General features: G+C 69.1%; 21 protein-coding genes. 7 read left to right on the top strand and 14 right to left on the bottom strand.

Translation table 11 applies throughout. The features are described from left to right. Positions 1-199 precede the first annotated feature (199 nt). Positions 200-1705, top strand: a complete 1506-nt coding sequence (gene putP, locus E3T61_RS12020) for a sodium/proline symporter PutP (protein ID WP_134641099.1) — start codon at positions 200-202, stop codon at positions 1703-1705. Positions 1706-1844: 139 nt separating this feature from the next. Here the strand turns inward: putP and E3T61_RS12015 are convergent, their stop codons facing one another. After that, positions 1845-2312 carry a DUF1294 domain-containing protein gene (locus E3T61_RS12015; protein WP_134641098.1) on the bottom strand — a complete coding sequence of 156 codons (468 nt, stop codon included), beginning with the start codon at positions 2310-2312 and terminating at the stop codon, positions 1845-1847. A gap of 111 nt (positions 2313-2423) precedes the next feature. After that, positions 2424-2894, bottom strand: a complete 471-nt coding sequence (locus E3T61_RS12010) for a DoxX family protein (RefSeq protein WP_134641097.1) — start codon at positions 2892-2894, stop codon at positions 2424-2426. Positions 2895-3270: 376 nt separating this feature from the next. Here E3T61_RS12010 and E3T61_RS12005 point away from each other — a divergent pair, with 376 nt between their 5' ends. Continuing rightward, on the top strand, positions 3271-5436 hold the full coding sequence (locus E3T61_RS12005) for an elongation factor G-like protein EF-G2 (protein WP_134641096.1): 2166 nt from the start codon (positions 3271-3273) through the stop codon (positions 5434-5436). 79 nt (positions 5437-5515) lie between these two features. On the opposite strand, the gene E3T61_RS12000 is transcribed toward E3T61_RS12005, so the two are convergent. Together E3T61_RS12000 and E3T61_RS11995 are read right to left on the bottom strand one after the other, a co-directional pair. After that, the gene (locus tag E3T61_RS12000; RefSeq protein WP_134641095.1) at positions 5516-6154 is read right to left on the bottom strand and encodes a hypothetical protein; all 639 of its coding nucleotides are present in this window, start codon (positions 6152-6154) and stop codon (positions 5516-5518) included. 82 nt (positions 6155-6236) lie between these two features. Further along, on the bottom strand, positions 6237-7157 hold the full coding sequence (locus E3T61_RS11995) for a DUF6578 domain-containing protein (RefSeq protein WP_134641094.1): 921 nt from the start codon (positions 7155-7157) through the stop codon (positions 6237-6239). A 70-nt stretch (positions 7158-7227) separates the two neighbouring features. Between E3T61_RS11995 and E3T61_RS11990 the strand changes: the two genes are divergently transcribed. Continuing rightward, positions 7228-7638 carry a hypothetical protein gene (locus tag E3T61_RS11990; RefSeq protein WP_134641093.1) on the top strand — a complete coding sequence of 137 codons (411 nt, stop codon included), beginning with the start codon at positions 7228-7230 and terminating at the stop codon, positions 7636-7638. Positions 7639-7790: 152 nt separating this feature from the next. Here E3T61_RS11990 and E3T61_RS11985 read toward each other — a convergent pair whose 3' ends face one another. The 6 genes from E3T61_RS11985 to E3T61_RS11960 all read right to left on the bottom strand — a co-directional run bounded on the left by E3T61_RS11985 (position 7791) and on the right by E3T61_RS11960 (position 14930). Then, positions 7791-8180 carry a GntR family transcriptional regulator gene (locus E3T61_RS11985; protein WP_134641092.1) on the bottom strand — a complete coding sequence of 130 codons (390 nt, stop codon included), beginning with the start codon at positions 8178-8180 and terminating at the stop codon, positions 7791-7793. Next, positions 8177-9205, bottom strand: a complete 1029-nt coding sequence (locus E3T61_RS11980) for a hypothetical protein (protein WP_134641091.1) — start codon at positions 9203-9205, stop codon at positions 8177-8179. Before E3T61_RS11980 ends, E3T61_RS11985 begins: the two co-directional genes overlap by 4 nt. A 312-nt stretch (positions 9206-9517) precedes the next feature. Beyond that, complete coding sequence (locus E3T61_RS11975) at positions 9518-11608, bottom strand: glycogen debranching N-terminal domain-containing protein (RefSeq protein WP_134641090.1); 2091 nt, start codon at positions 11606-11608, stop codon at positions 9518-9520. Positions 11609-11667: 59 nt separating this feature from the next. Beyond that, complete coding sequence (locus E3T61_RS11970) at positions 11668-12459, bottom strand: carbohydrate ABC transporter permease (protein ID WP_241992544.1); 792 nt, start codon at positions 12457-12459, stop codon at positions 11668-11670. Between the two features lie 113 nt (positions 12460-12572). Further along, positions 12573-13664: a carbohydrate ABC transporter permease gene (locus E3T61_RS11965; protein WP_134641088.1), complete on the bottom strand. Its 1092-nt coding sequence runs from the start codon at positions 13662-13664 to the stop codon at positions 12573-12575. A gap of 6 nt (positions 13665-13670) precedes the next feature. Continuing rightward, on the bottom strand, positions 13671-14930 hold the full coding sequence (locus tag E3T61_RS11960; protein ID WP_134641087.1) for a sugar ABC transporter substrate-binding protein: 1260 nt from the start codon (positions 14928-14930) through the stop codon (positions 13671-13673). A gap of 187 nt (positions 14931-15117) precedes the next feature. Between E3T61_RS11960 and E3T61_RS11955 the strand changes: the two genes are divergently transcribed. After that, a complete protein-coding gene (locus E3T61_RS11955) occupies positions 15118-16179 on the top strand; it encodes a LacI family DNA-binding transcriptional regulator (protein WP_134641086.1) in 1062 nt (353 codons plus the stop codon). On the opposite strand, the gene E3T61_RS11950 is transcribed toward E3T61_RS11955, so the two are convergent. Beyond that, positions 16180-16572 carry a PIN domain-containing protein gene (locus E3T61_RS11950; protein WP_134641085.1) on the bottom strand — a complete coding sequence of 131 codons (393 nt, stop codon included), beginning with the start codon at positions 16570-16572 and terminating at the stop codon, positions 16180-16182. Between the two features lie 112 nt (positions 16573-16684). Further along, entirely contained in the window at positions 16685-16897 is a 213-nt protein-coding gene (locus tag E3T61_RS11945; protein WP_134641084.1) for a hypothetical protein, read from the bottom strand. Positions 16898-17114: 217 nt separating this feature from the next. Between E3T61_RS11945 and E3T61_RS11940 the strand changes: the two genes are divergently transcribed. Together E3T61_RS11940 and E3T61_RS11935 are read left to right on the top strand one after the other, a co-directional pair. Further along, entirely contained in the window at positions 17115-17639 is a 525-nt protein-coding gene (locus tag E3T61_RS11940) for a bifunctional (p)ppGpp synthetase/guanosine-3',5'-bis(diphosphate) 3'-pyrophosphohydrolase (RefSeq protein WP_134641083.1), read from the top strand. Positions 17640-17682: 43 nt separating this feature from the next. Further along, the gene (locus E3T61_RS11935) at positions 17683-18078 is read left to right on the top strand and encodes a VOC family protein (protein WP_134641082.1); all 396 of its coding nucleotides are present in this window, start codon (positions 17683-17685) and stop codon (positions 18076-18078) included. 9 nt (positions 18079-18087) lie between these two features. Here E3T61_RS11935 and E3T61_RS11930 read toward each other — a convergent pair whose 3' ends face one another. Together E3T61_RS11930 and E3T61_RS11925 are read right to left on the bottom strand one after the other, a co-directional pair. Further along, entirely contained in the window at positions 18088-18441 is a 354-nt protein-coding gene (locus E3T61_RS11930; protein ID WP_134641081.1) for a hypothetical protein, read from the bottom strand. A gap of 31 nt (positions 18442-18472) precedes the next feature. After that, a complete protein-coding gene (locus E3T61_RS11925; RefSeq protein WP_134641080.1) occupies positions 18473-18679 on the bottom strand; it encodes a hypothetical protein in 207 nt (68 codons plus the stop codon). Between the two features lie 464 nt (positions 18680-19143). Here E3T61_RS11925 and E3T61_RS11920 point away from each other — a divergent pair, with 464 nt between their 5' ends. Next, positions 19144-19953, top strand: coding sequence for a PPK2 family polyphosphate kinase (locus E3T61_RS11920; RefSeq protein ID WP_134641182.1), 810 nt, complete (start codon positions 19144-19146; stop codon positions 19951-19953). Position 19954 lies beyond the last annotated feature (1 nt).

The raw sequence follows: 19954 nt of genomic DNA, 5'->3' as shown, positions 1-19954 counted from the left end.
TCCACGGCTCGTGGCTGGAAAATTGCAGGAGTTGCGCGCGGCCGGGGCTATGACTGGGATCGGCGGGGTGCCGGAGGCGTGCGACCGGGTTGTGAGACTTCACAGAAACCCGCAGGGTATGTGAGACTAGGCGACTTCTCTTGTCCGTTTACGCGGCATCCGCCTGCCTGCAGGCCGGAAACACGATCTAAAGGACACAATGTCAGACCAGACTTTTCAGCTCATAGCGATTGTTTTGTACTTCATCGGGATGCTCGCCATCGGCTATTTCGCCTTCCGTCAAACCAAAGATCTTGACGACTACATGCTCGCCGGCCGGGGCCTGAAGCCCGGCACCGCGGCCCTCAGCGCCGGCGCCTCCGACATGTCGGGCTGGCTGCTACTCGGCCTCCCCGGCGCCATCTACGTGTCCGGTCTGGTGGAGGCGTGGATCGCCATCGGCCTGACCATCGGCGCCTGGCTGAACTGGAAGTTCGTGGCCCCCCGGCTGCGCTCGTACACGGCCGTGTCGAACAACTCGATCACCATCCCGAGCTTCTTCGAGAACCGGCTCAAAGACTCGTCCCGGCTGCTGCGTGTGGTCTCCGGCGTGATCATTCTGGTGTTCTTCACGTTCTACGTCTCCTCCGGCATGGTCGCCGGCGGGGTGTTCTTCGAGAACTCGTTCGGCTCCACCTTCCTCGCCGGCATGCTCATCGTCGCCGGCGTCACCCTGCTCTACACGCTCTTCGGCGGCTTCCTCGGCGCCACCCTCACCGACGTGGCGCAGGGCCTGCTCATGCTCGCCGCTCTGGTCGTGGTGCCCCTGGTGGCCCTCAACGAAACCGGCGGCCTCGGCGCCACCATCGACTCCATCCGCGAGGTCAACCCCGACCTGCTCTCCTTCACCGCCGGCGGCTCGGTGCTCGGCGTCATCTCGGCCGCCGCGTGGGGCCTGGGCTACGTGGGCCAGCCGCACATCCTGGTGCGCTTCATGGCGCTGCGCAGCCCCAAGGATGCCAAGGCCGGCCGTCGCATCGGCATCGGCTGGATGATCCTCACCGCGCTCGGCGCCGTCGCCACCGCGCTGATCGGCATCGCGTACTTCCAGCAGAACCCCGACCTCACCCTGAACAACCCCGAGACGGTGTTCCTGCTGCTCTCGCAGATCCTGTTCCACCCGTTCTTGGCCGGCCTGGTGCTCGCCGCGGTGCTCGCCGCCATCATGAGCACCATCTCGTCGCAGCTGATCGTGTGCTCGTCGGCGCTGGTGGAGGACCTCTACAAGATCGTGGGCAAGAAGGATGCGTCGCCCAAGCAGATGGTGATGCTCGGCCGGCTCGGCGTGCTGCTGGTGGCCCTCGTGGCCGGGGTGATTGCGCTGAACCGCGATGCCACCATCCTGGAGCTCGTCGGTTTCGCCTGGGCCGGCTTCGGTGCCGCGTTCGGCCCCGTGGTGCTGCTTTCGCTGTACTGGAAGAAGCTCTCCACCTGGGGCGCCCTGGCCGGCATGGTGACCGGCGCCGTCGTGGTGTTCATCTGGGGCAACTCCCCGCTGAGCGCCACCATGTACGAGATCGTGCCCGGCTTCGCCGCCAGCCTGCTCGTGGCCGTGGTGGTGTCCTTCGCCACCTACAAGCCGTCGGTCGAGATCGACACCGAGTTCGACGCCGCCGTGGCGCAGGCTCGGCAGGACTACACGGAGCCCGAGAAGGCCACCGTCTAGTTCAGCAGCCGGGCGGCCCTAGCCGGGTTGCGGATGCGACGGGCTGCGCGGGTCAGGCGCCGCTAGGCGGGTGGCGCGCCACCCGCGCAGCGGCGCCTTGCCCGCGCACCGCGAGACAGTGAGCCCGGCGGCCGCCGGGTCAGAGCAACGAACGCTTCGTCCACTCCACGAACAGGGCGAACGCCGGCGTCGCGAACACCGCGAATACGATGACGTTCACGACCACGCTGCCCCAGAATGCCCGGCGGAAGCTGGCCTTCTGCGTCTTGTGCCGCAGCATCTGCTGGGCCACGATGGCGCCCGGCCAGCCGCCCACGATGCCCAACCCGAGCAATGTCCGCTCCGGTACCCGCCGCCGGTCGGCCCGGGCGGCGGATTTGTCGGCCGCATAAACGACGAAGCTGACGATGCTGGCAACGAGGTAGACGCCGGCCACCCAGAGGGGGATCGGCCACAACGCGTTCACCACGAGGTAGCCGAGGGCGAAGAGCAGGATCGGCAGGTAGTGCACCGCGGTGGGACTGCGACGGGAGGTGCCGCGCCCTGCCGGCGCAGGCATCCGCCCCGCCGGGCGTGCTCGAGGGTCGCGCGCAGATCGGGTAGCCATGGATCGAGCGTAACGGCCGCCGCGACCGGACCCTGTCCTGAGACGAAGACGGGCCGGGATGCGCGCAAAAAGTTGCGCGCATCCCGGCCCGGTGTTGTGCAGCGAGCGCGGTTAGACCCGCGTGGCTCGGCTCTGCGTCAGCAGCGCGTCGAGCGAGAACCTGCCGGCGCCGGCGAGAACGAAGGCCACGGCGCTGGCGCCCAGCACGAGGGTGAACTCGTAGCCGCCCTCGGTGACGAAGATGCCGGCGGACAGGTGCACGAGAACGGTGGCCACGAGCATGTTCACGGCCAGCGCGGCGCCGATCAGCCGGGTCGCGAGGCCCAGCACGAGCAGCGCGCCGCCGATCAACTCGAGCAGCCCCACCAGCGGCCCGACCACCTCGGCGAGGGGCACGCCCATGTCGGCGAAGGATCCGCTCGTTCCAGCGAAGCCAAACACGAAGACCTTCTGGGCACCGTGGGCGATGAACACCGCGCCGACCGCCAGACGCAGAACGAGCAGGGCGAGCGACGGCGAGGCGGGCCAGGCGAATCGCGTCGAGCGGGTGGTGGACGTGGAGACTGTTGCGCTGTTCGACATAGGGTTCCTTTCGAGAACGATGGAGGTCGTGAGCGGATGGCGCGGCCGAAGGCCGGCACGGCTGTGCGGTCGACAGTGCGTCTCCGCTGCGTTGCCACGGGGCCTTGTGACGGCCCGCAGGGGTGGGCCAACCCTCGGTGACGGCGATGCTGCTGATGCAGCGGCAACGTCACTCCCGGGCACAGATGCATGGTTGCATCTGCAAACGAACGTAACGAACATCCCGGGCATCCACAAACCTGGGCACGTCAGAAACGCCGGTGGTGAACACTTTTTGGTCGGCAGCGCCGACTGCCCTTGCCGACTGGGCCGGACTGGGTATCAATCGGTAACAACGGTGCGGTTGGCGCCGGGACGACGAGGTCGGGAGCTGCACATGGTGGGAAAAGGCACACAGGATGCGTCGAAAGGCCGCGGCGGCGCGGAGCAGCGCAAGGCCGCGTCGACGCAGGGCGGCCCGATCGATCGACCGGAGCGGATCCGCAACGTGGCCCTGGTCGGCCGCTCCGGTGCGGGCAAGACCATACTCGCCGAGGCGCTGCTCGCGGCTACCGGCGCCATCACCCGGCTGGGCTCGATCGAGGCCGGCAACACGGTGAGCGACGCCGACCCGTCCGAGATCCACCAGCAACGCTCGGTCACGCTCGCGGTGCTGCCGCTGACCGTGGGCGAGATCAAGGTGAACCTGCTCGACACCCCGGGTTACGCTGACTTCATCGGCGAGATGCGCGCCGGGCTGCGGGCGGCGGATGCGGCGGTGTTCGTGGTCTCGGCCGTGGACGGCGTCGACGCCTCGACCACCGCGCTCTGGGCGGAGTGCGAGCGGATCGGGATGCCGCGGGCCGTCGTGATCAGCCGGGTCGACCATCCGCGGGCCGGCTACGACGCCGTGCTCACGGCCTGCCGGGAGAGCTTTGGCGCGGGGGTGCTGCCGCTGTATGTGCCGGTGCACAGCGGCGGGGTCGTCACCGGGTTGCTCGGCCTGCTGACCGGCACGGTGTCGGATGCCGTCGCGGGCGCCGCGCAACGACCGGCGACCGAGGCCGAACTCGTGGATTCCGACGCGGCGCGGGCCACCCTGATCGAGGGCATCATCGCCGAGAGCGAGGACGAAACCCTGCTGGACCGTTACCTCGGCGGCGAGACCATCGCCAGGGACACCCTCACCGCCGACCTGGAGATCGCCGTGGCCCGCGGCAGTTTCTACCCGGTGCTGGCGACCTCCGCCGAGACCGGGGTGGGCCTGGCCGAGCTGCTCGAGCTGCTCACCGGCGCGTTCCCCAGCCCGGTGGAGCGGGCGCTGCCCACGGTGACCGACCTGGACGGCAACCCGGCGGGGCCGCTGGCCTGTGACCCGGCCGGCCCGCTGGTGGGCGAGGTGGTGCGCACCACCATCGACTCGTTCCTGGGCCGGGTCTGCCTGGTGCGGATCTTCTCCGGCACGCTGCGGGAGGACTCCATCGTGCACATCGGCGGGCACGGGCTCACCGAGCGCGGCCACCTCGATCACGACAGCGACGAACGCATCACCCACCTGCAGTCCCCGCTCGGTGCGACGCTGCATCCGGTGCCGTTCTGCGTGGCGGGTGACATCTGCGCGCTCACCCGGCTCACCGACGCGGAGACCGGCGACACCGTGTCCGACAAGGAGAACCCGCTGCTGGTGGCGGCGTGGGAGATGCCGGAGCCGCTGATGCCGGTGGCGGTGCGCGGCGAAACGCACAGCGACGACGACGCGTTGGCGAAGAACCTTGGCAAGATCGTGGCCGTCGACCCGACGCTGCGGGTGGAGCGCAACAGCGAAACCCACCAGCTGGTGCTCTGGTGCATGGGGGAGGCGCACGCCGAGGTGGTGCTGGACCGGCTGCGCGCCCAGGGCGTGAAGCTGGAGACTGTGGAGGTGATCACGCCATTGCGGGAAACCTTCGCCCGCCCGGCCGCCGCCCGGGGCCGGTACGTCAAGCAGTCCGGCGGGCACGGCCAGTTCGGCATCTGCGAGATCGAGGTGGAGCCGCTGCCACGCGGGGCAGGCTTCGAATTCGTGAACAGGATCGTCGGCGGTGTCATCCCCGGCCACTACGTCGCCTCGGTGGAGAAAGGCGTGCGGGCCCAGATGGAGCGGGGCGTCTCGGCGGGATTCCCCGTAGTGGACATCCGGGTGACCCTGGTGGGCGGCAAGACGCACAGCGTCGATTCGTCGGATGCCGCGTTCCAGGCCGCTGGGGCACTGGCGTTGCGGGAGGCCGCCGCGGCCAGCCGCATCCAGTTACTGGAGCCGGTCTCGATGGTGACGATCAGCGTGCCGGATGCCTACGTGGGCCCGGTGATGACCGACCTGTCCACCCGCCGCGGCCATATGACCGGCACCACCGCGGTTGCCGACGAGCGCACCGAGATCAGCGCCGAGATTCCGGATGCCGAGCTGCTGCGGTACGCGATCGAGCTCCGGGCGCTCACCGCGGGCAGCGGCTGGTTCCGGCGCGGCTACCTGCGGCACGAACCGGTGCCGGCCAACCTGGTGCCGGCGGGGGCGAGCGTGTAGAAGCGCCTGGTGACCCGGCTCCCGGATGCGGCGCTGAGCGCGGTCGTCCTGGAAGCCGGGGTTCCAGGACTTGGGCGGCTCAGGCTTGGGGTGCCCGGGCGCGGCTGGCCCGGTCGGCCAGGACGACCGCGAGTACGCCGAGGAGCACGGCGCTGCCCATCCGGAGCAGGCCGTCGAGGCTGAGCAGAACCACGGTGACGAGCATCGGGTCGATGCTGGTGCCGCCGGCGACGAGCTGGGAGAGCAGCCAGGAGGCGGTCACCGCGCCGACGCACCAAGCCGGCACCCAGTTCCACGGGGCAGACACCATGCCGGCGCGACCGATCTGCACCACGGCGATGATCGCCAGCAGGAACTGCACCGCAGCATCCGCGTAGGCGAAGACCAGCAGCCCGGTTGTGGCGCTGCCGTCGCTCAGGGCGGTCGCCAGGGTGTCCTGCAACACCTCGCCCAGCAGCAGCCACACGGCCAGGCCGGCCAGGGCGATCGTGCCGAGCGGGCGCCTGGCGGTGACGCTGCCCGCGCCGCCGCGGAGGCCGAAGGCGAACACCAGCAGGGCCGCCGAGAACAGGGCGGTGCGTAGGATGCCGGAGCCGGGAACGAAGCCGGGTTGTAGCGACGCGCCCACCACGACCGATGCCAACAGCAAGGCTCCACCGGAGAACCAGGTGCGGGTGGTGCCGGAGTGAACACGGGCGAGTGTCTGGGAGTCGGCCATGGGCCGAGCCTAGCTACATCGTCAGCGGGGATCAATACCCGGTTTCATCTGGGATTACCTGCACGGCCGACCTGATTGCAGGTCAGTGGCTGTCGGCGATGTCCCACGCGGCGTAGCGGTACTCGCCGCGCTGCACACGATCCCAGAGCAGGCGAGGCACCGCCATCACACCACCGGTCGTGAACGGCGCGAACTCGATGCTGGCGGTCCAGCTGCGGCCATCCTGCGCTCGTACCTCGGTCTCGAGGGTGTGTGGCGCCTCGGCCGGCACCACGTGCTCCTCCACCCGCCCGGTCACCGCGGCGTCGAGGAACTCGCGCACGATGGCGGCATCGGCACGGGTGGCCGGGAAGCTCCAGCGGCCGTCACCGACCTGCACGGTGATGCCGTCGTTGCCCGGGGCGCTGCTGCGGGTCCAGCTGATCGCGGCGGCATCCGTGCGACCGGGTTGCAGAGTGACGGCCGACTTGTCGGTGGCGCGGATGGCGACAGCCAGGTGGGCATAACGGTTCTGGGCGTCGTCGGCGAGGGCCTCGAGCAGCACGCCGACCTCGTCGGTCATCCGCTGCCGGCCGACAGTCGCCGCGTTCCTTTTCCGGCTGAGCTGGGTGGTGGCGTCGGCGCCCTGTCGGTGGGTCGGTAAGGGCGTGCCGTCGGGCACATCGAGGAGCACCCGGAACTCGCTGCATTCACCTTCAGCGGGAAAATCGACACTGGTGAGCGGCTGCATCGACGGCCGGGACAGATCAGAGGTGGAGGTGCCGATCATGCCCGGCATCGGGATGCGCGGATAGCTGACGCCGGTGATGGCGGCCACGGTGCCGGTGACGGCCCAGTGCGGCACGTCGGCCGGGGTCTGATCGTGCTCGTCGGACACAAACCGGCTCGGCGCACCGGACTCGGGTGCCACGGCGTGCAGGTGCCAGGTGGCCTGGCCGCCCACCGCGAACGGCGTGCCACAGCAATTGTGTTCCCAGCGCACAATGTCGACCTCGATCTGCATGCCTCCACCCTAGGCACCCCGGCGTGCGGATGTCGCGGGGCCCGGCCGGGACCACCCCTAGGATCGCAGCATGGGGACCTCGATCTATCGTTACCGTGCCGCCGCAGTGCTGATGCTCGTGCACGGTGGGCTCATGGAACTCGGCGTGTTCTTCGCGCTGTTCCCGCTGCTGGCTCTCGGTGTCGATTTTGATGCGATCGGCCAGTACTTCTCGTTCAACGTCCCGTTTTTCCAGGACCACCTCGTTGACATGATGCTGCTCAGTGGGGTGTTCGGCGCCATCCGCATCATCGGGGCGATCGGTGTGCTCCGCAACCGGCTCTGGGGGCTGGTGTTGTCGGTCATCAACTGTGTGGTCACCATGGTGCTGATGGTCTTCATGCTGCCCGCGGGACTCGTTGATGGGGTTCTCGCCGGGGCCGCGCTGGTGCTGCTGCTGACCGCGTACTTCGGCACGCGGCAGCTCGAGCCGCGAAGCTGAGGTCGGGCCGGGGGTAGGTGCCGGGGGCCGTGGCACGGCGGCGAATTCGAGCTATGCGGGGGAGGCGCCGCTATGCGGGTGGCGTGCCACCCGCATAGCGGCGCGTGCCCCGCAGATTGCGGGCCTGCGCGGATGCGCCACCGTCATCGGGGTCAGGTATCGTCGTTCGCTGCACCGGATCCGGCCTGCCAGATCACCCGGAGCACGTCGATGACGTCGTCGGCCTCGGCGCCGGCAACATCCGCCTCGGCCACCAGATCGCGGATGCGGCGCACGACGGAGCGGGGCAGCACCGCGGCCGACTCGGCGACCCGGGTGCCGGCAGCGGTGCGGGTGACGACCAGGCCGTCGCGCTCGAGGAGTTTGTAGGCCTTCGCTGCGGTGCCGGGCGCGACGCCGAGGTCACTCGCGGTCTGGCGCACGGTGGGCAGGCGCTCGCCGGCGCCGAGCTGGCCGGACACAATGAGGCCCCGGAACTGGCGGTAGATGTCCAGAGCCGGACTCGCCTCATCCGTCACGGGTTGGATCGGGCCGGCGCTCATCGCACGGTCTCGGGCTGGGCGCTGGGCTGGGGGCGCAGGCCGTGGCCCTCCGGCGTCGGTCGGTGAAGCAACCGGATGGCGACGAACAGCAGCAGCACGAATCCGGTGATCTCCAGCGCCGGAGCCAGGTAGCGGGCAACGGCGGCGAACTCCGCGTATTTCCAGACCATGTCGTAGATGGTGTCGTCGTTCCCGATGGTCAACTGTGACAGGGAGCCGGACCGGCCGATGAACCGGAACGCGCCGCCCAGGGCGAGCAGGACGGCGGCCGTGGCGATGGACACGGCGCCGGAGGCAACCTGGATGCGTGCAAGGCGCTCAGCGGTTACGGTTTCGGGTCGAAGGTAGGGGCGCATGGCGTTACGGCGCAGGGTGGCCCAGGTGACCACAGCGAGGGCGGCGAGGCAAATGAGCACCGGAACGCCGAAGTCCCAGCCATAGAACCAGGGGCGCAGGGGTTCGATCTCGGTGTTGGGCACCGGGATCTCCAGGTAGATGAAGCGTCCGCGGTCGTCGGACGAGGAGGCCAGGCCGGCCGCAACAGTGGTGCCGAGCAGGGCGATGAAGGCCGCGCTCGCACCAATGAGGACGGCGCGGGGGCTGAAGCTCAGCCAGGTGCGGCGGGTGGTGGGCACCACCGGACGCTCCGGTTGGTGGGCGCCTTTGAGCACGATGAGTGCCAGCGTCATGGCCAGGCAGAGGACCGCGGCGAAGATCGGGGTGGCGTATTGCCACCACTCGACGATGTCGCTGAGGTTCAGCAGATAGCCGCGCACGATGTTCTCGACCGCGAACACCAGGATCACGGCGATCGCGCTGATGCCGAGGGCGCGGTGCTCGGGGCGGTAACGGGCTGTGACTGGGGCCGTGGGCGAGGCCGTGCCCCCGGCCCGGTTGTGGAGCCGGGGCACGAAGAGGGTGCCGGCGATGATGAGCGCGGCGAGGACCAAGGAGAACAGCGGCAACGTGAACGCCGCCGCCGCCAGGTCGATCGGGCTGGGCAACGCGAGGACGTGCTGCGACATGTTGGCCTCTTTCGATTGTTGTGTCACATGTCTAACACAACTTGTAGCATCCTGCGAGTACAACTTGGCCAATGGGCTGCCGAACTCGAGCTATGCGGGGGAGGCGCCGCTATGCGGGTGGCGTGCCACCCGCATAGCGGCGCGTGCCCCGCAGACCTCCGTCGGGCGCGGATGCAGCGCCCGTCGCCGGGTCTCGCCGGGCTCGACCAGCGGTGTGGCCGGGCCCGTCATCGACGGTTACCGGGTCTCGACGGGCTCGACCACCGACGCGACGGGCTCGACCAGCGGTGTGGCCGGGCCCGTCGGCGACCGTCATCGGCGCGAGACGGCCTCCACCAACGGGGTGGCGCCGTGCAGGGTGACCTCGCCGACGACGGCGGGCACGATCGGGGTGGAGAGCACCTCGCCGGTGGCCGGATCGGGGTCGAGGCCGAGCACGGTGCCGAGCACCGAGATGGCGGCCGCGGCCGACCAGGCCTGCGGGCGGCAGGCGGCCGGGTAGGCGCCGGCCGCGGTGACAACGGATGCGGCGTCGCCGGAGTGCAGCTCGGGCATCCGGTAGTCGAAGGATTCGGCCGCGGCGAGCAGGCCGGTGATCAGCTCGCCCGCCTCGGCGCCGAATCCGTCGCGGCCGAGGCCCGCGATCGCGATGGCGGTGTCGTGGGTCCAGACCGAGCCGCCGTGGTAGCTCACCGGCCAGTAGCCGGCCGAGTCGGTGGACATGGTGCGAAGCCCATAGCCGGAGTTGAGCTCGGGGGAGACCAGCCGGGCGGCGACGAGGGCGGACTCCTCGGCGGAGAGCAGGCCGGTGCCGAGCAGGTGGCCGATGTTGCTGGTCACGGTGTCGACCGGGCGTTTGAACGCGTCCAGTGCCACGGCGGGGTAGCGGCCCTCGGGGGAGTCGATCCAGAAGGATTCGCGGAACCGGGTCTTGAGCTTCTCGGCCCAGGCCCGCCAGGCGTCGCCGCCGGGCCGGTTGAACGCGTCGAGCAGGTCGGCGCCGCCGATGGCGGCCTGGTAGGCATAGGCCTGCACCTCGCAGAGCGCGATGGGACCGTCGGCGAGGCTGCCGTCGCGCCACTGGATGGAGTCGCCGGAGTCCTTCCAACCCTGGTTGGCCAGGCCGTGGCCGGTGCTGTCGACGTACTCGAGGAACCCGTCGCCGTCGCTGTCGCCGAAGTCACGCATCCAGGACAGGGCCGCCTCGAGGTGCGGCAGCAGGGCCTCGACCTCGGTGTCGGCCAGGCCCCAGCGGTGCGCGTCGGCGAGCAGGCAGATCCACAGCGGGGTGGCGTCGACGGTGCCGTAGTACAGCGGCGGCAGCGACACGTCTTCGCCGGGGATGGTGAACGCGGCCGGCCGCAGCTCGTGCATGATCTTGCCCGGCTGTTCGGCGGTCTCGTCGTTGTTCTCGGTGCCCTGCAGCTCGGCGAGGATCCGCAGCGTGGAGCCGGCGAGCTCGGTGCCCAGCGGCAGCAGGAACCGGGCGGCCCAGATCGAGTCCCGACCGAACAGGGTGAAGAACCACGGGGCGCCGGCGGCGAGGAACGGGTCGTTCGGGCGCGCCGTGGTGGCCATCCGCAGGCCGGAGAGGTCCTCCAGAGCCTTCTGCACCCAGCGGCCCAGCCGGGCGTCGCCGGACTGCACCGACACGCCGGCCCACTCGGGCAGCCCGGGGGCTGCCTGCACGACGGTGGCGGAGTGGTCGATGTCGACGGTCCACGTGACGGTGACGCTGCCGCGGGCCGGCACGGTGACCGCCCAGTTGGCGCCGATTTCGGTGGGCTGGCCGTGGTCGCCGACGGGGTCGGCCGAGTGGCGGCCGAGCGCCGCGGCATCCGTGCACAGCACGCCGTCGCCGCTCAGCTGCACGAGCGCCGCCACGGTAGGGGTGGCCAGACGGATGCCCGCGGCCGTGGTCTGCACGTCGACCACGGGGATCTCGGTCAGTTCTGCCGCCGGGAACGCGGCCCGGTCTGCCGCACTGGCCAGCCCGGCCTTGACGGTCTGCATGTCGGCGAAGTCGGCCGACAGGCGCACCGACACGGTGGTGTCGACCGGCTCGGCCAGCCCGGACTCGATGGTGATCTGCTCGGTGAGGCGCCCAGCGGTGACCGTGCGGGTGACGTGCAGCCGCAGCCGTGGGTCGGCGGTGCGGTCGTCGAGGTGCCGGAGCAGGGCGTTGAACGTCATCTCGCCGGCGTCGCGGGTAGCCGATCCGATCGGCTCGCCGGTGGCGCCGCCGACCAGCAGGGTCCACCCGGAGAGGATGCGGGTGTCGGCGTGGTACAGACCGTGGATCGGCAGGCTCGTGCGCCCGTCGGAGCCTGACCACGCCTGGGTGGGCGCGGCCAGAACGATGGCGGAATCATGGAGCAGAGGCTGGACGGGGTGGGAAAGCATGAGTGAGGTACGACTCCAGTGGTGTTGTGGTGCGGGTCGGGGAGACGGGGGAGGAGCGGCTACTCCTTCACAGCCCCGTCGGTGGTGTTCATGATGCGTTTCTGGAAGATGAAGAACATCACGGCCACCGGGATGGTCATGATCGCCGCCGCGGCGAGCTTGAGCGGGTACTGGGTGCCCTGACTCAGCTGCCCGGAGGCCAGCGACGCGACGCCCTTGGTGAGCGTGGTCAGTTCCGGCGATTGGGTAGCCACGATGAAGTGCGACAACTCGTTCCAGGAGCCCTGGAACGACAGGATGATGATGGTCACCAGCGCCGGCCGGGCCATCGGCAGCACGATCGACCAGAACACCCGGAAGGTGCCGGCCCCGTCGATGCGGGCCTGCTCCTCCACGCTGGCGGGGATCGACTCGAAGAAGTTCTTCATGATGAACACCCCCGCGGCGTCGGTGAGCAGCGGCACGATCATGGCCACGTAGGTGTCGTAGATGCCCAGCTGGTTGATCACCAGGAACTTGGGAATCAGCAGCACCACACCGGGCACGCTCATCACGGCGATGAGCAGCGCGAAGATCACGTTGCGGCCGCGGAAGTGCAGCCGGGCCAGGGCGTAACCGGCCAGGGAGTTGAAGAACACCCGGCCGAGGGTGACGAAGACCGTGACGATGGCGGAGTTCTGGAACCAGACCGGAAAGTCCGAGTTGAGGAACAACCTCTGGTAGGCGGCCGAGGACCAGGTCTCCGGGATCAGCGCCATCGGGTTCGAGGCGGCGTCGGCATCCGTTTTGAAGGAGGTGGCGACCTGGATCAGGAACGGGGCGATGTAGATGATCGCGAGCACGATCAGCATGGCGTAGAGCAGGGACCGGCCGGCAATCAATCGGGTGGGCAGCTGCTCGCGGCCGAGCGACTTGAGCCGCTGGGAGGGCGACTGGGTGCGCACGCGGGTTCTCACGGTGGTGCTCATTTGGAACCTCCGGCGGGGGTCTGCAGGTAGGGGCGCATGCGCCGGGCCGAGACCTTGCGTTCGGCAAGCAGCCACCGTTGGAACAGGGTGAAGAACACGATGATGACGAACAGGATGAACGCGATCGCGGCGCCCTGGCCCCAGGCCTGATTGGTGAAGGCGGTCTGGTACGAGAGATACGCCGGGGTGAGCGTGGTCTTGCCCGGCCCGCCCTGGGTGCCGGTATAGATCTGGTCGAAGACCTGCCAGGCGCCGATCAGGCCGAGGGTGAGCACAGTGAACAGGGTCGGCCGCAGCTGGGGGAGGGTGACCCGCCAGAACCGCTGCCACCCGTTGGCGCCGTCCATCATCGCGGCCTCCACGACCTCGCCGCTGAGGTTCTGCAGCGCGGCGATGAACAGCAGCATGAACGTGCCGCTGGTGGTGAACACGGCCATCAGAATGAAGGCACTCATGGCAACGGATGGCCCGGCGAGCCATTCCCAGAAGGAAATGCCGAGGAAGGTATTGCCGGTCAGCGCGGCCGGGCCGGTCTCGACACCGAACGCGCCGAGGATGTTGTGCAACACGCCGCTCGGGTCGTTGAACCAGTTCGGTCCGTTGACCCCGATGAAGGAGAGGAGCTTGTTGACGGCGCCGGTGGAGCTGAACAGGAACAGCCAGAGCACGGTGATGGCGACGGAGCTGGTGACCGACGGGAAGTAGAACGCGGTGCGGAAGAAGCCGCGGCCGCGCAGAATCTGCCGGTTCACCAGCACCGCCAGGAACAGCGACAGCATGGTCTGGATGGGCACGACCAGGAGGACGTACCAGGCGTTGTTGCGAAGCGCGGTGCCGAAGTCCTGTTCGGCCAGGCCACCGCCCCCGAGCAGGGCTGAGTAGTTGTCGACGCCCACGAACGACACGGAAGCTGAGAAGGGGCTACCGCGCCCGTTCCAGTCGGAGAAGCTGACCCAGAGGGCCATCAGTACCGGAATGACCAGGAACATGCCCAGCAGGACGATCATCGGGGCTGTGAAGAGCCACCCCGAGGCGGCCTCGCCGCCCCGGATGCTGGAGCGGCGAGACGTGCGAACAGGCGTCGACATGGCGGACTACTTCAGCAGTGCTTCGAGGTTCTTCTGCACGGAGTCCAGGATCGCCTGGGCGTCGCCGGTCTTCAGCGACTCGAGCTGCGCGTTCAGGTCGCTCACGACATCCGCGGAACCCTGCACGTTGGGCACGCCCTTGGCGTAGTCAGCGCCGTCGAGGAAGGCCACCAGGGTGGGGTTGGCGCTCTTCCACTCCTCAGCGGCGGACTGGATGGACGGCATCGGGCCGAACTCCTCGGAGAAGGTGAGCTGGGCGTCCTTGCTGGTGAGCTGCTCGACCAGGTCGAGAGCGGCAGCCTGGTTGGGGCTGTCGGCGGCGATACCCCAGCAGTTGGTGAACTGGAGGGTGCCCTTGCCCTCAGGACCTGCCGGGAGTTCGGCGACCGTGTAGTTCACGTCGGGGAAGTCGTTCTTCATCGCGCCCGTGATCCAGTTGCCCTCGATGGTCATCGCGGACAGCTGCTTGCCGAACGCCTCGCCGCCCCAGCCGGCGCCGATTTCGGCGGCGTAGCTCATCACGCCGTCGTTCAGCAGCGTCTGTGCGTACTCGAGACCGGCGACGTTCTCGGCGCTATTGGCGGTCACCTCGGTGCTGTCCTCGTTCATCAGGCTGCCACCGGCCTGCGCCATGAACGCACCCAGGCGGGCGTACTCGCCACCGATGGCGAGCCCCACCTGGCTGTCGGTGGTGAGGGCCGTGCTCACTGTCGCGAGCTCCTCCCAGGTGGTGGGGATGTCGGCATCCGTGAGCCCGGCTGCAGCCCACAGGTCGGTGTTGATGAGCAGCTGCAGGGTGGAGAAGTCCTTCGGGGCGCAGTAGAACTCGCCCTCGTAGGTGAAGGAGTTGACCAGGCTGGGGTAGAAGTCGTCTTTGTTGGCCAGCTCGTCGCCGTAGGCGAGCAGTGAGCCGTTCGACGCGTAGCCGGCGAGGGCATCCGTGGAGAGGTAGAAGACGTCGGCGGGCTTCTGCGCGGCGAAGCCCTGGGCGAGCTGCTGGTTGAGGTCGCTGGCGACGCTGACCTTGGCGTCGGTGCCGGATTCGTCGGACCAGGCGGCCACGGCGGCGTTGACGGATGCGGTCTCGGCGTCGCCGCTGGAGCCGATCAGGATGTTGAGTCCCTGGGAGGAGTCGCTGGTGAGTTCGCCGCCGGCATCAGCGGAGTCGCCGCCGAAACCGGATCCGGAACCGCACGCGCTGAGGGTGAGGGCGCCGACCACGGTGAGTCCTGCGCCGATCAGCCAGCGGGAGTTGCGTCGTTGCATCTTGGTGCTCCTTCTGTCGCGCATCGGTGCGCTTTGCTTGTGTAGTGGTCACAGTAGCTGATTTTATTTGATCGATCAAATGTTTTTTGGATCGATCTAATCCAGTGCGGTTTTTGTGGGGGCAAACGCGGTATTCTGTGGGGGATCGGTGTTGGATCGATCCATTCTGGGGGTGGGGAGGGAAACCATGGCGTCAATGCCCACGGTGACGGATGTCGCCCTCGCGGCCGGTGTCTCCCGCCAGACCGTTTCCAACGTGATGAACTCGCCCGGCATCGTGCGCGCCGACACCCGGGAGCGGGTGCAGGCCGCGATCGCCCAGCTGGGTTACCGTCCGCACGCGTCGGCCCGGCGGCTGCGCACCCGGCGCAGTTCCACGATCGGCATCCGTCTGGATCCCATGATCGACGGGATCTCCGGGTCGGTGCTGGACCGGTTTCTGCACGCCCTCACCGAGCAGGCCGACAAGCAGGGGCTGCGCGTGCTGCTGTTCACCGCCACCAGCCCCGAAGACGAGATCACCCAGCTGCAGCGGCTGAACGACGGCGCCGACGTGGACGGTTTTGTGCTCACCTCCACCTTCGCCGGCGACCCGCGCACGAAGTGGCTGATCGAGAACGGGATCTCTTTCGTGACGTTCGGGCGGCCGTGGGGCACCAACGACATGAACGACCCGCAGCACCTGTGGGTGGATGTGGACGGCTGGGCGGGGCTGCACGAGGCGACTCGGGCGGCGCAGGATGGGGGCGCCCGGCGCATCGGCTACATCGGCTGGCCGAGCCCGTCGGGCACCGGTGAGGACCGCCGGCGCGGCTGGCGCGATGCGATGCTCGAGCGCGGCGACGTGACCGAGGACGACCTGGCACTGCTGGAGGTGGTGTGCGAGGACGGCGTCGCCCAGGGCACCGCGGCCATGCAGGAGCTGCGCCGCACCGCGGGCACACTCGATGCGGTCCTCTGCGCCAGCGACTCCCTCGCCCTGGGCGCCATGATCGCCAACCCCGAGCGGGTACCGGTCACGGGGTACGACAACACGCCGGTCGCCGCGGCGATCGGCCTCTCCAGCGTCGACCAGTCGGTGGACGAAGTCGCCGCCGGGGTGCTCGAGCTGCTCACCGGCGAGTTCAGCGGGCACGTGCAGGGCGCTCCGGAGTCGGACGAGCCCCGGCACCGGATGGTCAAGCCGCGGCTGGTGGTGCGGGAGTTCGCCGCGATCCCGATGGATGTGCCGGGCCGCGCGACAGCGTAGCTACCGGAACAGGTCGTCGTAAGCCGCGAGCGGCACCAGCCGCTGGGCGAGCAAGATTGTGTCCTCCGTCACGAGGGCGTCGGCCTGGAGCCTGGTCACGGCGAGGTACTCCGCCGGCCCGATGTCGTCCCAGTCCAGCTCGGTCGCGATCTTCCAGGCGGTCGACCTGGATACCCGGTCGGCCAGTAGGCGGATCTTCAGCCCGGCCAGCGCGTCGAGTTGCTGCCGCGCCACGGCGTCGTCGAGTCGGCCGGCGCGCACCTCGCGGTATAGCAGGGACAGAACCTGCGAGCGCAGCCCGGAGGGCGCCACCAGTTGGTGGTGCGGAGCCGGAGGCACGGCGCTCCGGATCAGGCGGAGGGCGACTGCTGGGTCAATGGTGAACCGTGTCATGGGTCGATCGTGCCAGGAGAACTGGCTCCGGGCCAGGGCATCCCGGCACCAGCACGCCACAACCGCTCCCACCCTCGCCCCGCAGCACGCTCCCCGCTGCATCCTCCCGGCGTCATTTCCGGCGTGTTTTGGACACCAGGGTGGAAGTGGCGATGGCGGTCACCACCAGGCCCGCGCCGATCAGTATCCCCGTTCCCAGGGCCCACAGCCCCGGGGCGGTGGCCAGGGGTTTCCAGAGCGCCACACCGACCGCGAGAAAGACCACCCCCGCGATGAGAACGAACGACCCAACCCCGCTCCAGAGTCGAAGGGTGCGCACCGACACGGAGTACCTCCTGACAGTTCCGACCCGAACCCGCAACCATCCGCTCATTCGCGGGTGATTGATAGTCGGCGGAAGTGACGACTTGTGCACCAACGCCGCCCACCGGTACCGTGCAGCTACGTCGGCACCTCGCCGCCGCTCACCGGCCCGGCCCCGAATGCGGCCACCTGCGCTACCGTCGAAGTGATTCACCTTTGATCACCTTCGAGGGGTTGCCATGACGCTCACAGCCGCACAGTCCAGCCCCGATCCCGAGCCGGACGAACCCGTTGTTGGAGGCGCGGATTCCCCGGCGGCCGGCAGCCTCGAGGCCGCGATCGCGCTGGCCCGGGCGGCGCACTCCGGGCAGGTGGACAAGCTCGGTGGGGACTACATCGACCATCCGCTGGGCGTGATGGGCTTGGTGCACACGGTGCCGGAGAAGATCGTGGCGGTGCTGCACGACGTGGTGGAGGACACATCCGTGACCCTCGACGACCTGCGTGCGCAGGGCTATGCGGAGCCGCTGGTGCGGGCCGTGGATGCGTTGACCAAACGTGCCGGCGAATCTCTCGCCGACTCGATGGCCCGGGTGGCCGCCGACCCGCTGGCGCTGATCGTGAAGCACGCCGACCTCGCCCACAACGCGAACCCGGCACGCCAGGCCGCGCTGCCGGCGGAAACCAGCGAGCGGCTCACCGCGAAATACGAGGAGTCGGCGCGCCTGCTCGGCACCACACTGGCTGCGGTGCTCGACCGCTGAGCGTGACCCGGCTGTGTCGGGGCTGCCTGATAGCGTCGCGGGCATGACCAGTCACTCGATCAGCCTCGGCGCGTTCAACCTTGAAGCCCAGGACCCGGCCGCGCTCGCCGGATTCTGGGCAGCCGTCACCGGAGCCACCCCGTCGCCCGGCGGCGAGAGTGTCTACCTGCCGCCGGCCGGGCCCGGCGGATTCGCGATGTTCTTTCAACCGTTGACCGCGCCCCGGCCCGCCCACCAGGCCTCGCACCTCGACCTGACCGTGCCGTGGGGGTCACGGCAGGCCGAGGTCGACCGTCTTGTCGGCCTCGGTGCCGGGTACAAGTGGGACGTTCTGGATGAGTACCCACACGTACAGTGGACCACCCTGGCGGATCCCGAGGGCAATCTGTTCTGCGTGGCGGAGCATCCGCCGGCGGACCGGCCCGAAGCGGAGCGCTAGCCGGGTCGGCTACCGGCGCTTGCCCAGCAGTGCGCCGAGGCCGGTCAGCGCAGCGACGGCCACGGAGCCGAGCGTGATGACCAGGGCAGGGTTGCGCTTGTAGGCCTTGGCGAGCTTGTCGAACGTGTCAGTGGCGAACGTCTGCGCCGAGCTGACGACGGCGTTGGTGTCGATGTCGCGGAAGGCCGCCGTGGCGGTGGCGACGGTGTCGTCGATGGCGTGGCGCGCCTGGTCGGCGAGGTCGCCGGCCTTGCTGGCGGTGTCTTCGGCGAGGTCGCGGGCCTTGTCGGCGGTGTCTTCGGCGAGGTTGCCGGCGTTTTCCTCGGCGAGGTTGCGGGCGTGCTGTGCGGTGTTGTCAGTCATGGGTTTCCTTTCGAGGTGGAGCGGTGGGAAGTTAGCGCTGCACGGCCTTGGTGAGCTTGTTCGCGTTCTTGTGCGCGAGCTTCTTGGTGCTACGGCGGGCCTTCTTCACGGTCGGGTCGTTCCAGGCCTTCTTGGCGTTGCGGCGGATCTGCTTGTACCGGCCGCGCCCGGCCTTGGCGCCGATGAGGTAGAAGGCGAAGGCGATTACGGCGGCAATGAGGAGTCGAAGAGCGGTCATGGTGGCCTGCTTTCTGTCGGGGGAGTCGGCGGCGGGGCGCGCATCGGCCGGGGCCGAGCGGCCACGACGCCGGAGCGAGTGATCGCCCTACCTATGAGTGGGGCGAAACGGGCAATTCGTCACGGAATCGCCACTTCTTCCTCCCGCGCACTCCCGGAATGGCGGTGCGGTCGCGGGCATCCGCCTCATGCGGGTCAGGCGCCGGTGCGCGGGTGGCGCGCCACCGGCGCAGCGGCGCGTTGCCCGCATACCGCGAATTCGGCGGTCCTGAGCGTTCGGCACGAGCCGATTCGGGGTGCCTGCGTGCGGAGCCGAACGCGGGTCAGGCTCGACCAGGCGGAGCCGTCAGAGCAGAATGGCAGCATCCGACGAAGGGAACCGTTGTGGCCAAAACCGGCAAGACCGGCAAAACCGGCACCAAGAAGTCCGCTCCCGCCTGGACCGACGAATCCAGGCACCTGCTCATGGTCGGGCCCGGGTTCGACCTCGGCGCGATCGACCCCCGTTCGACGCCCGGCTTCACCGGCAACAAAACGGATGGTCAGGCAGCCGGCGCCGCGGCCGCGAACGAGCTCTCGCATCTGCAAGAGATGCTCTTCGCCGACAGCCGGACGGGCGGCAAGCGCAAGCTCCTGCTCATCCTGCAGGGCATGGACACCTCAGGCAAGGGCGGCATCGTGCGCCACGTGGTCGGTGCCGTCGATCCGCAGGGCGTGAGCCATGTGGCGTTCAAGGCGCCCACCCCGGCCGAGCTGCGGCACGACTTCCTCTGGCGCATCCGCCGAGAGCTGCCCACCGCCGGCCTGATCGGCGTCTTCGACCGGTCGCACTACGAAGATGTGCTGATCGGCCGGGTCAAGCAACTCGCCCCGCCCGAGGAGATCGATCAGCGGTATGAGCTGATCAACGCGTTCGAGCAGGAGGTCGTCGACGACGACACCACCGTGATCAAGGTGATGCTGCACATCAGCGCCGAGGAGCAGAAGAAGCGCCTGCTCGAGCGGCTCGACCGGCCCGACAAGTTCTGGAAATTCCACCCGAGCGACATCGACGACCGGCTGCTCTGGCCCGCCTATCAGGCCGCGTACCAGACCGCCCTCGAGCGCACCTCTACGGCGGCCGCGCCCTGGCATGTTGTGCCCGCCGACCGCAAGTGGTTCGCCCGCCTCGCGGTGCGGGAGCTGCTGCTGAAGGCGCTGAAGGACCTGGAGCTCACCTGGCCGCCCGCCGACTTCGACGTGCCGGCCGAGCGCGCCCGCCTGGCCCTGTCCTGAG

Source organism: Cryobacterium lactosi (genome assembly GCF_004403945.1).
GTDB lineage: Bacteria > Actinomycetota > Actinomycetes > Actinomycetales > Microbacteriaceae > Cryobacterium > Cryobacterium lactosi.
This window is presented reverse-complemented; position numbering and strand designations above follow the sequence as displayed.

Excerpts from the sequence above, each read along its gene's own strand:
- putP (WP_134641099.1), top strand. The coding sequence starts at position 200 with ATGTCAGACCAGACTTTTCAGCTCATAGCGATTGTTTTGTACTTCATC.
- E3T61_RS12015 (WP_134641098.1), bottom strand. The coding sequence starts at position 2,312 with ATGGCTACCCGATCTGCGCGCGACCCTCGAGCACGCCCGGCGGGGCGG.
- E3T61_RS12010 (WP_134641097.1), bottom strand. The coding sequence starts at position 2,894 with ATGTCGAACAGCGCAACAGTCTCCACGTCCACCACCCGCTCGACGCGA.
- E3T61_RS12005 (WP_134641096.1), top strand. The coding sequence starts at position 3,271 with ATGGTGGGAAAAGGCACACAGGATGCGTCGAAAGGCCGCGGCGGCGCG.
- E3T61_RS12000 (WP_134641095.1), bottom strand. The coding sequence starts at position 6,154 with ATGGCCGACTCCCAGACACTCGCCCGTGTTCACTCCGGCACCACCCGC.
- E3T61_RS11995 (WP_134641094.1), bottom strand. The coding sequence starts at position 7,157 with ATGCAGATCGAGGTCGACATTGTGCGCTGGGAACACAATTGCTGTGGC.
- E3T61_RS11990 (WP_134641093.1), top strand. The coding sequence starts at position 7,228 with ATGGGGACCTCGATCTATCGTTACCGTGCCGCCGCAGTGCTGATGCTC.
- E3T61_RS11985 (WP_134641092.1), bottom strand. The coding sequence starts at position 8,180 with ATGAGCGCCGGCCCGATCCAACCCGTGACGGATGAGGCGAGTCCGGCT.
- E3T61_RS11980 (WP_134641091.1), bottom strand. The coding sequence starts at position 9,205 with ATGTCGCAGCACGTCCTCGCGTTGCCCAGCCCGATCGACCTGGCGGCG.
- E3T61_RS11975 (WP_134641090.1), bottom strand. The coding sequence starts at position 11,608 with ATGCTTTCCCACCCCGTCCAGCCTCTGCTCCATGATTCCGCCATCGTT.
- E3T61_RS11970 (WP_241992544.1), bottom strand. The coding sequence starts at position 12,459 with ATGCTGATCGTGCTCGCGATCATCTACATCGCCCCGTTCCTGATCCAG.
- E3T61_RS11965 (WP_134641088.1), bottom strand. The coding sequence starts at position 13,664 with ATGTCGACGCCTGTTCGCACGTCTCGCCGCTCCAGCATCCGGGGCGGC.
- E3T61_RS11960 (WP_134641087.1), bottom strand. The coding sequence starts at position 14,930 with ATGCAACGACGCAACTCCCGCTGGCTGATCGGCGCAGGACTCACCGTG.
- E3T61_RS11955 (WP_134641086.1), top strand. The coding sequence starts at position 15,118 with ATGGCGTCAATGCCCACGGTGACGGATGTCGCCCTCGCGGCCGGTGTC.
- E3T61_RS11950 (WP_134641085.1), bottom strand. The coding sequence starts at position 16,572 with ATGACACGGTTCACCATTGACCCAGCAGTCGCCCTCCGCCTGATCCGG.
- E3T61_RS11940 (WP_134641083.1), top strand. The coding sequence starts at position 17,115 with ATGACGCTCACAGCCGCACAGTCCAGCCCCGATCCCGAGCCGGACGAA.
- E3T61_RS11935 (WP_134641082.1), top strand. The coding sequence starts at position 17,683 with ATGACCAGTCACTCGATCAGCCTCGGCGCGTTCAACCTTGAAGCCCAG.
- E3T61_RS11930 (WP_134641081.1), bottom strand. The coding sequence starts at position 18,441 with ATGACTGACAACACCGCACAGCACGCCCGCAACCTCGCCGAGGAAAAC.
- E3T61_RS11925 (WP_134641080.1), bottom strand. The coding sequence starts at position 18,679 with ATGACCGCTCTTCGACTCCTCATTGCCGCCGTAATCGCCTTCGCCTTC.
- E3T61_RS11920 (WP_134641182.1), top strand. The coding sequence starts at position 19,144 with ATGGTCGGGCCCGGGTTCGACCTCGGCGCGATCGACCCCCGTTCGACG.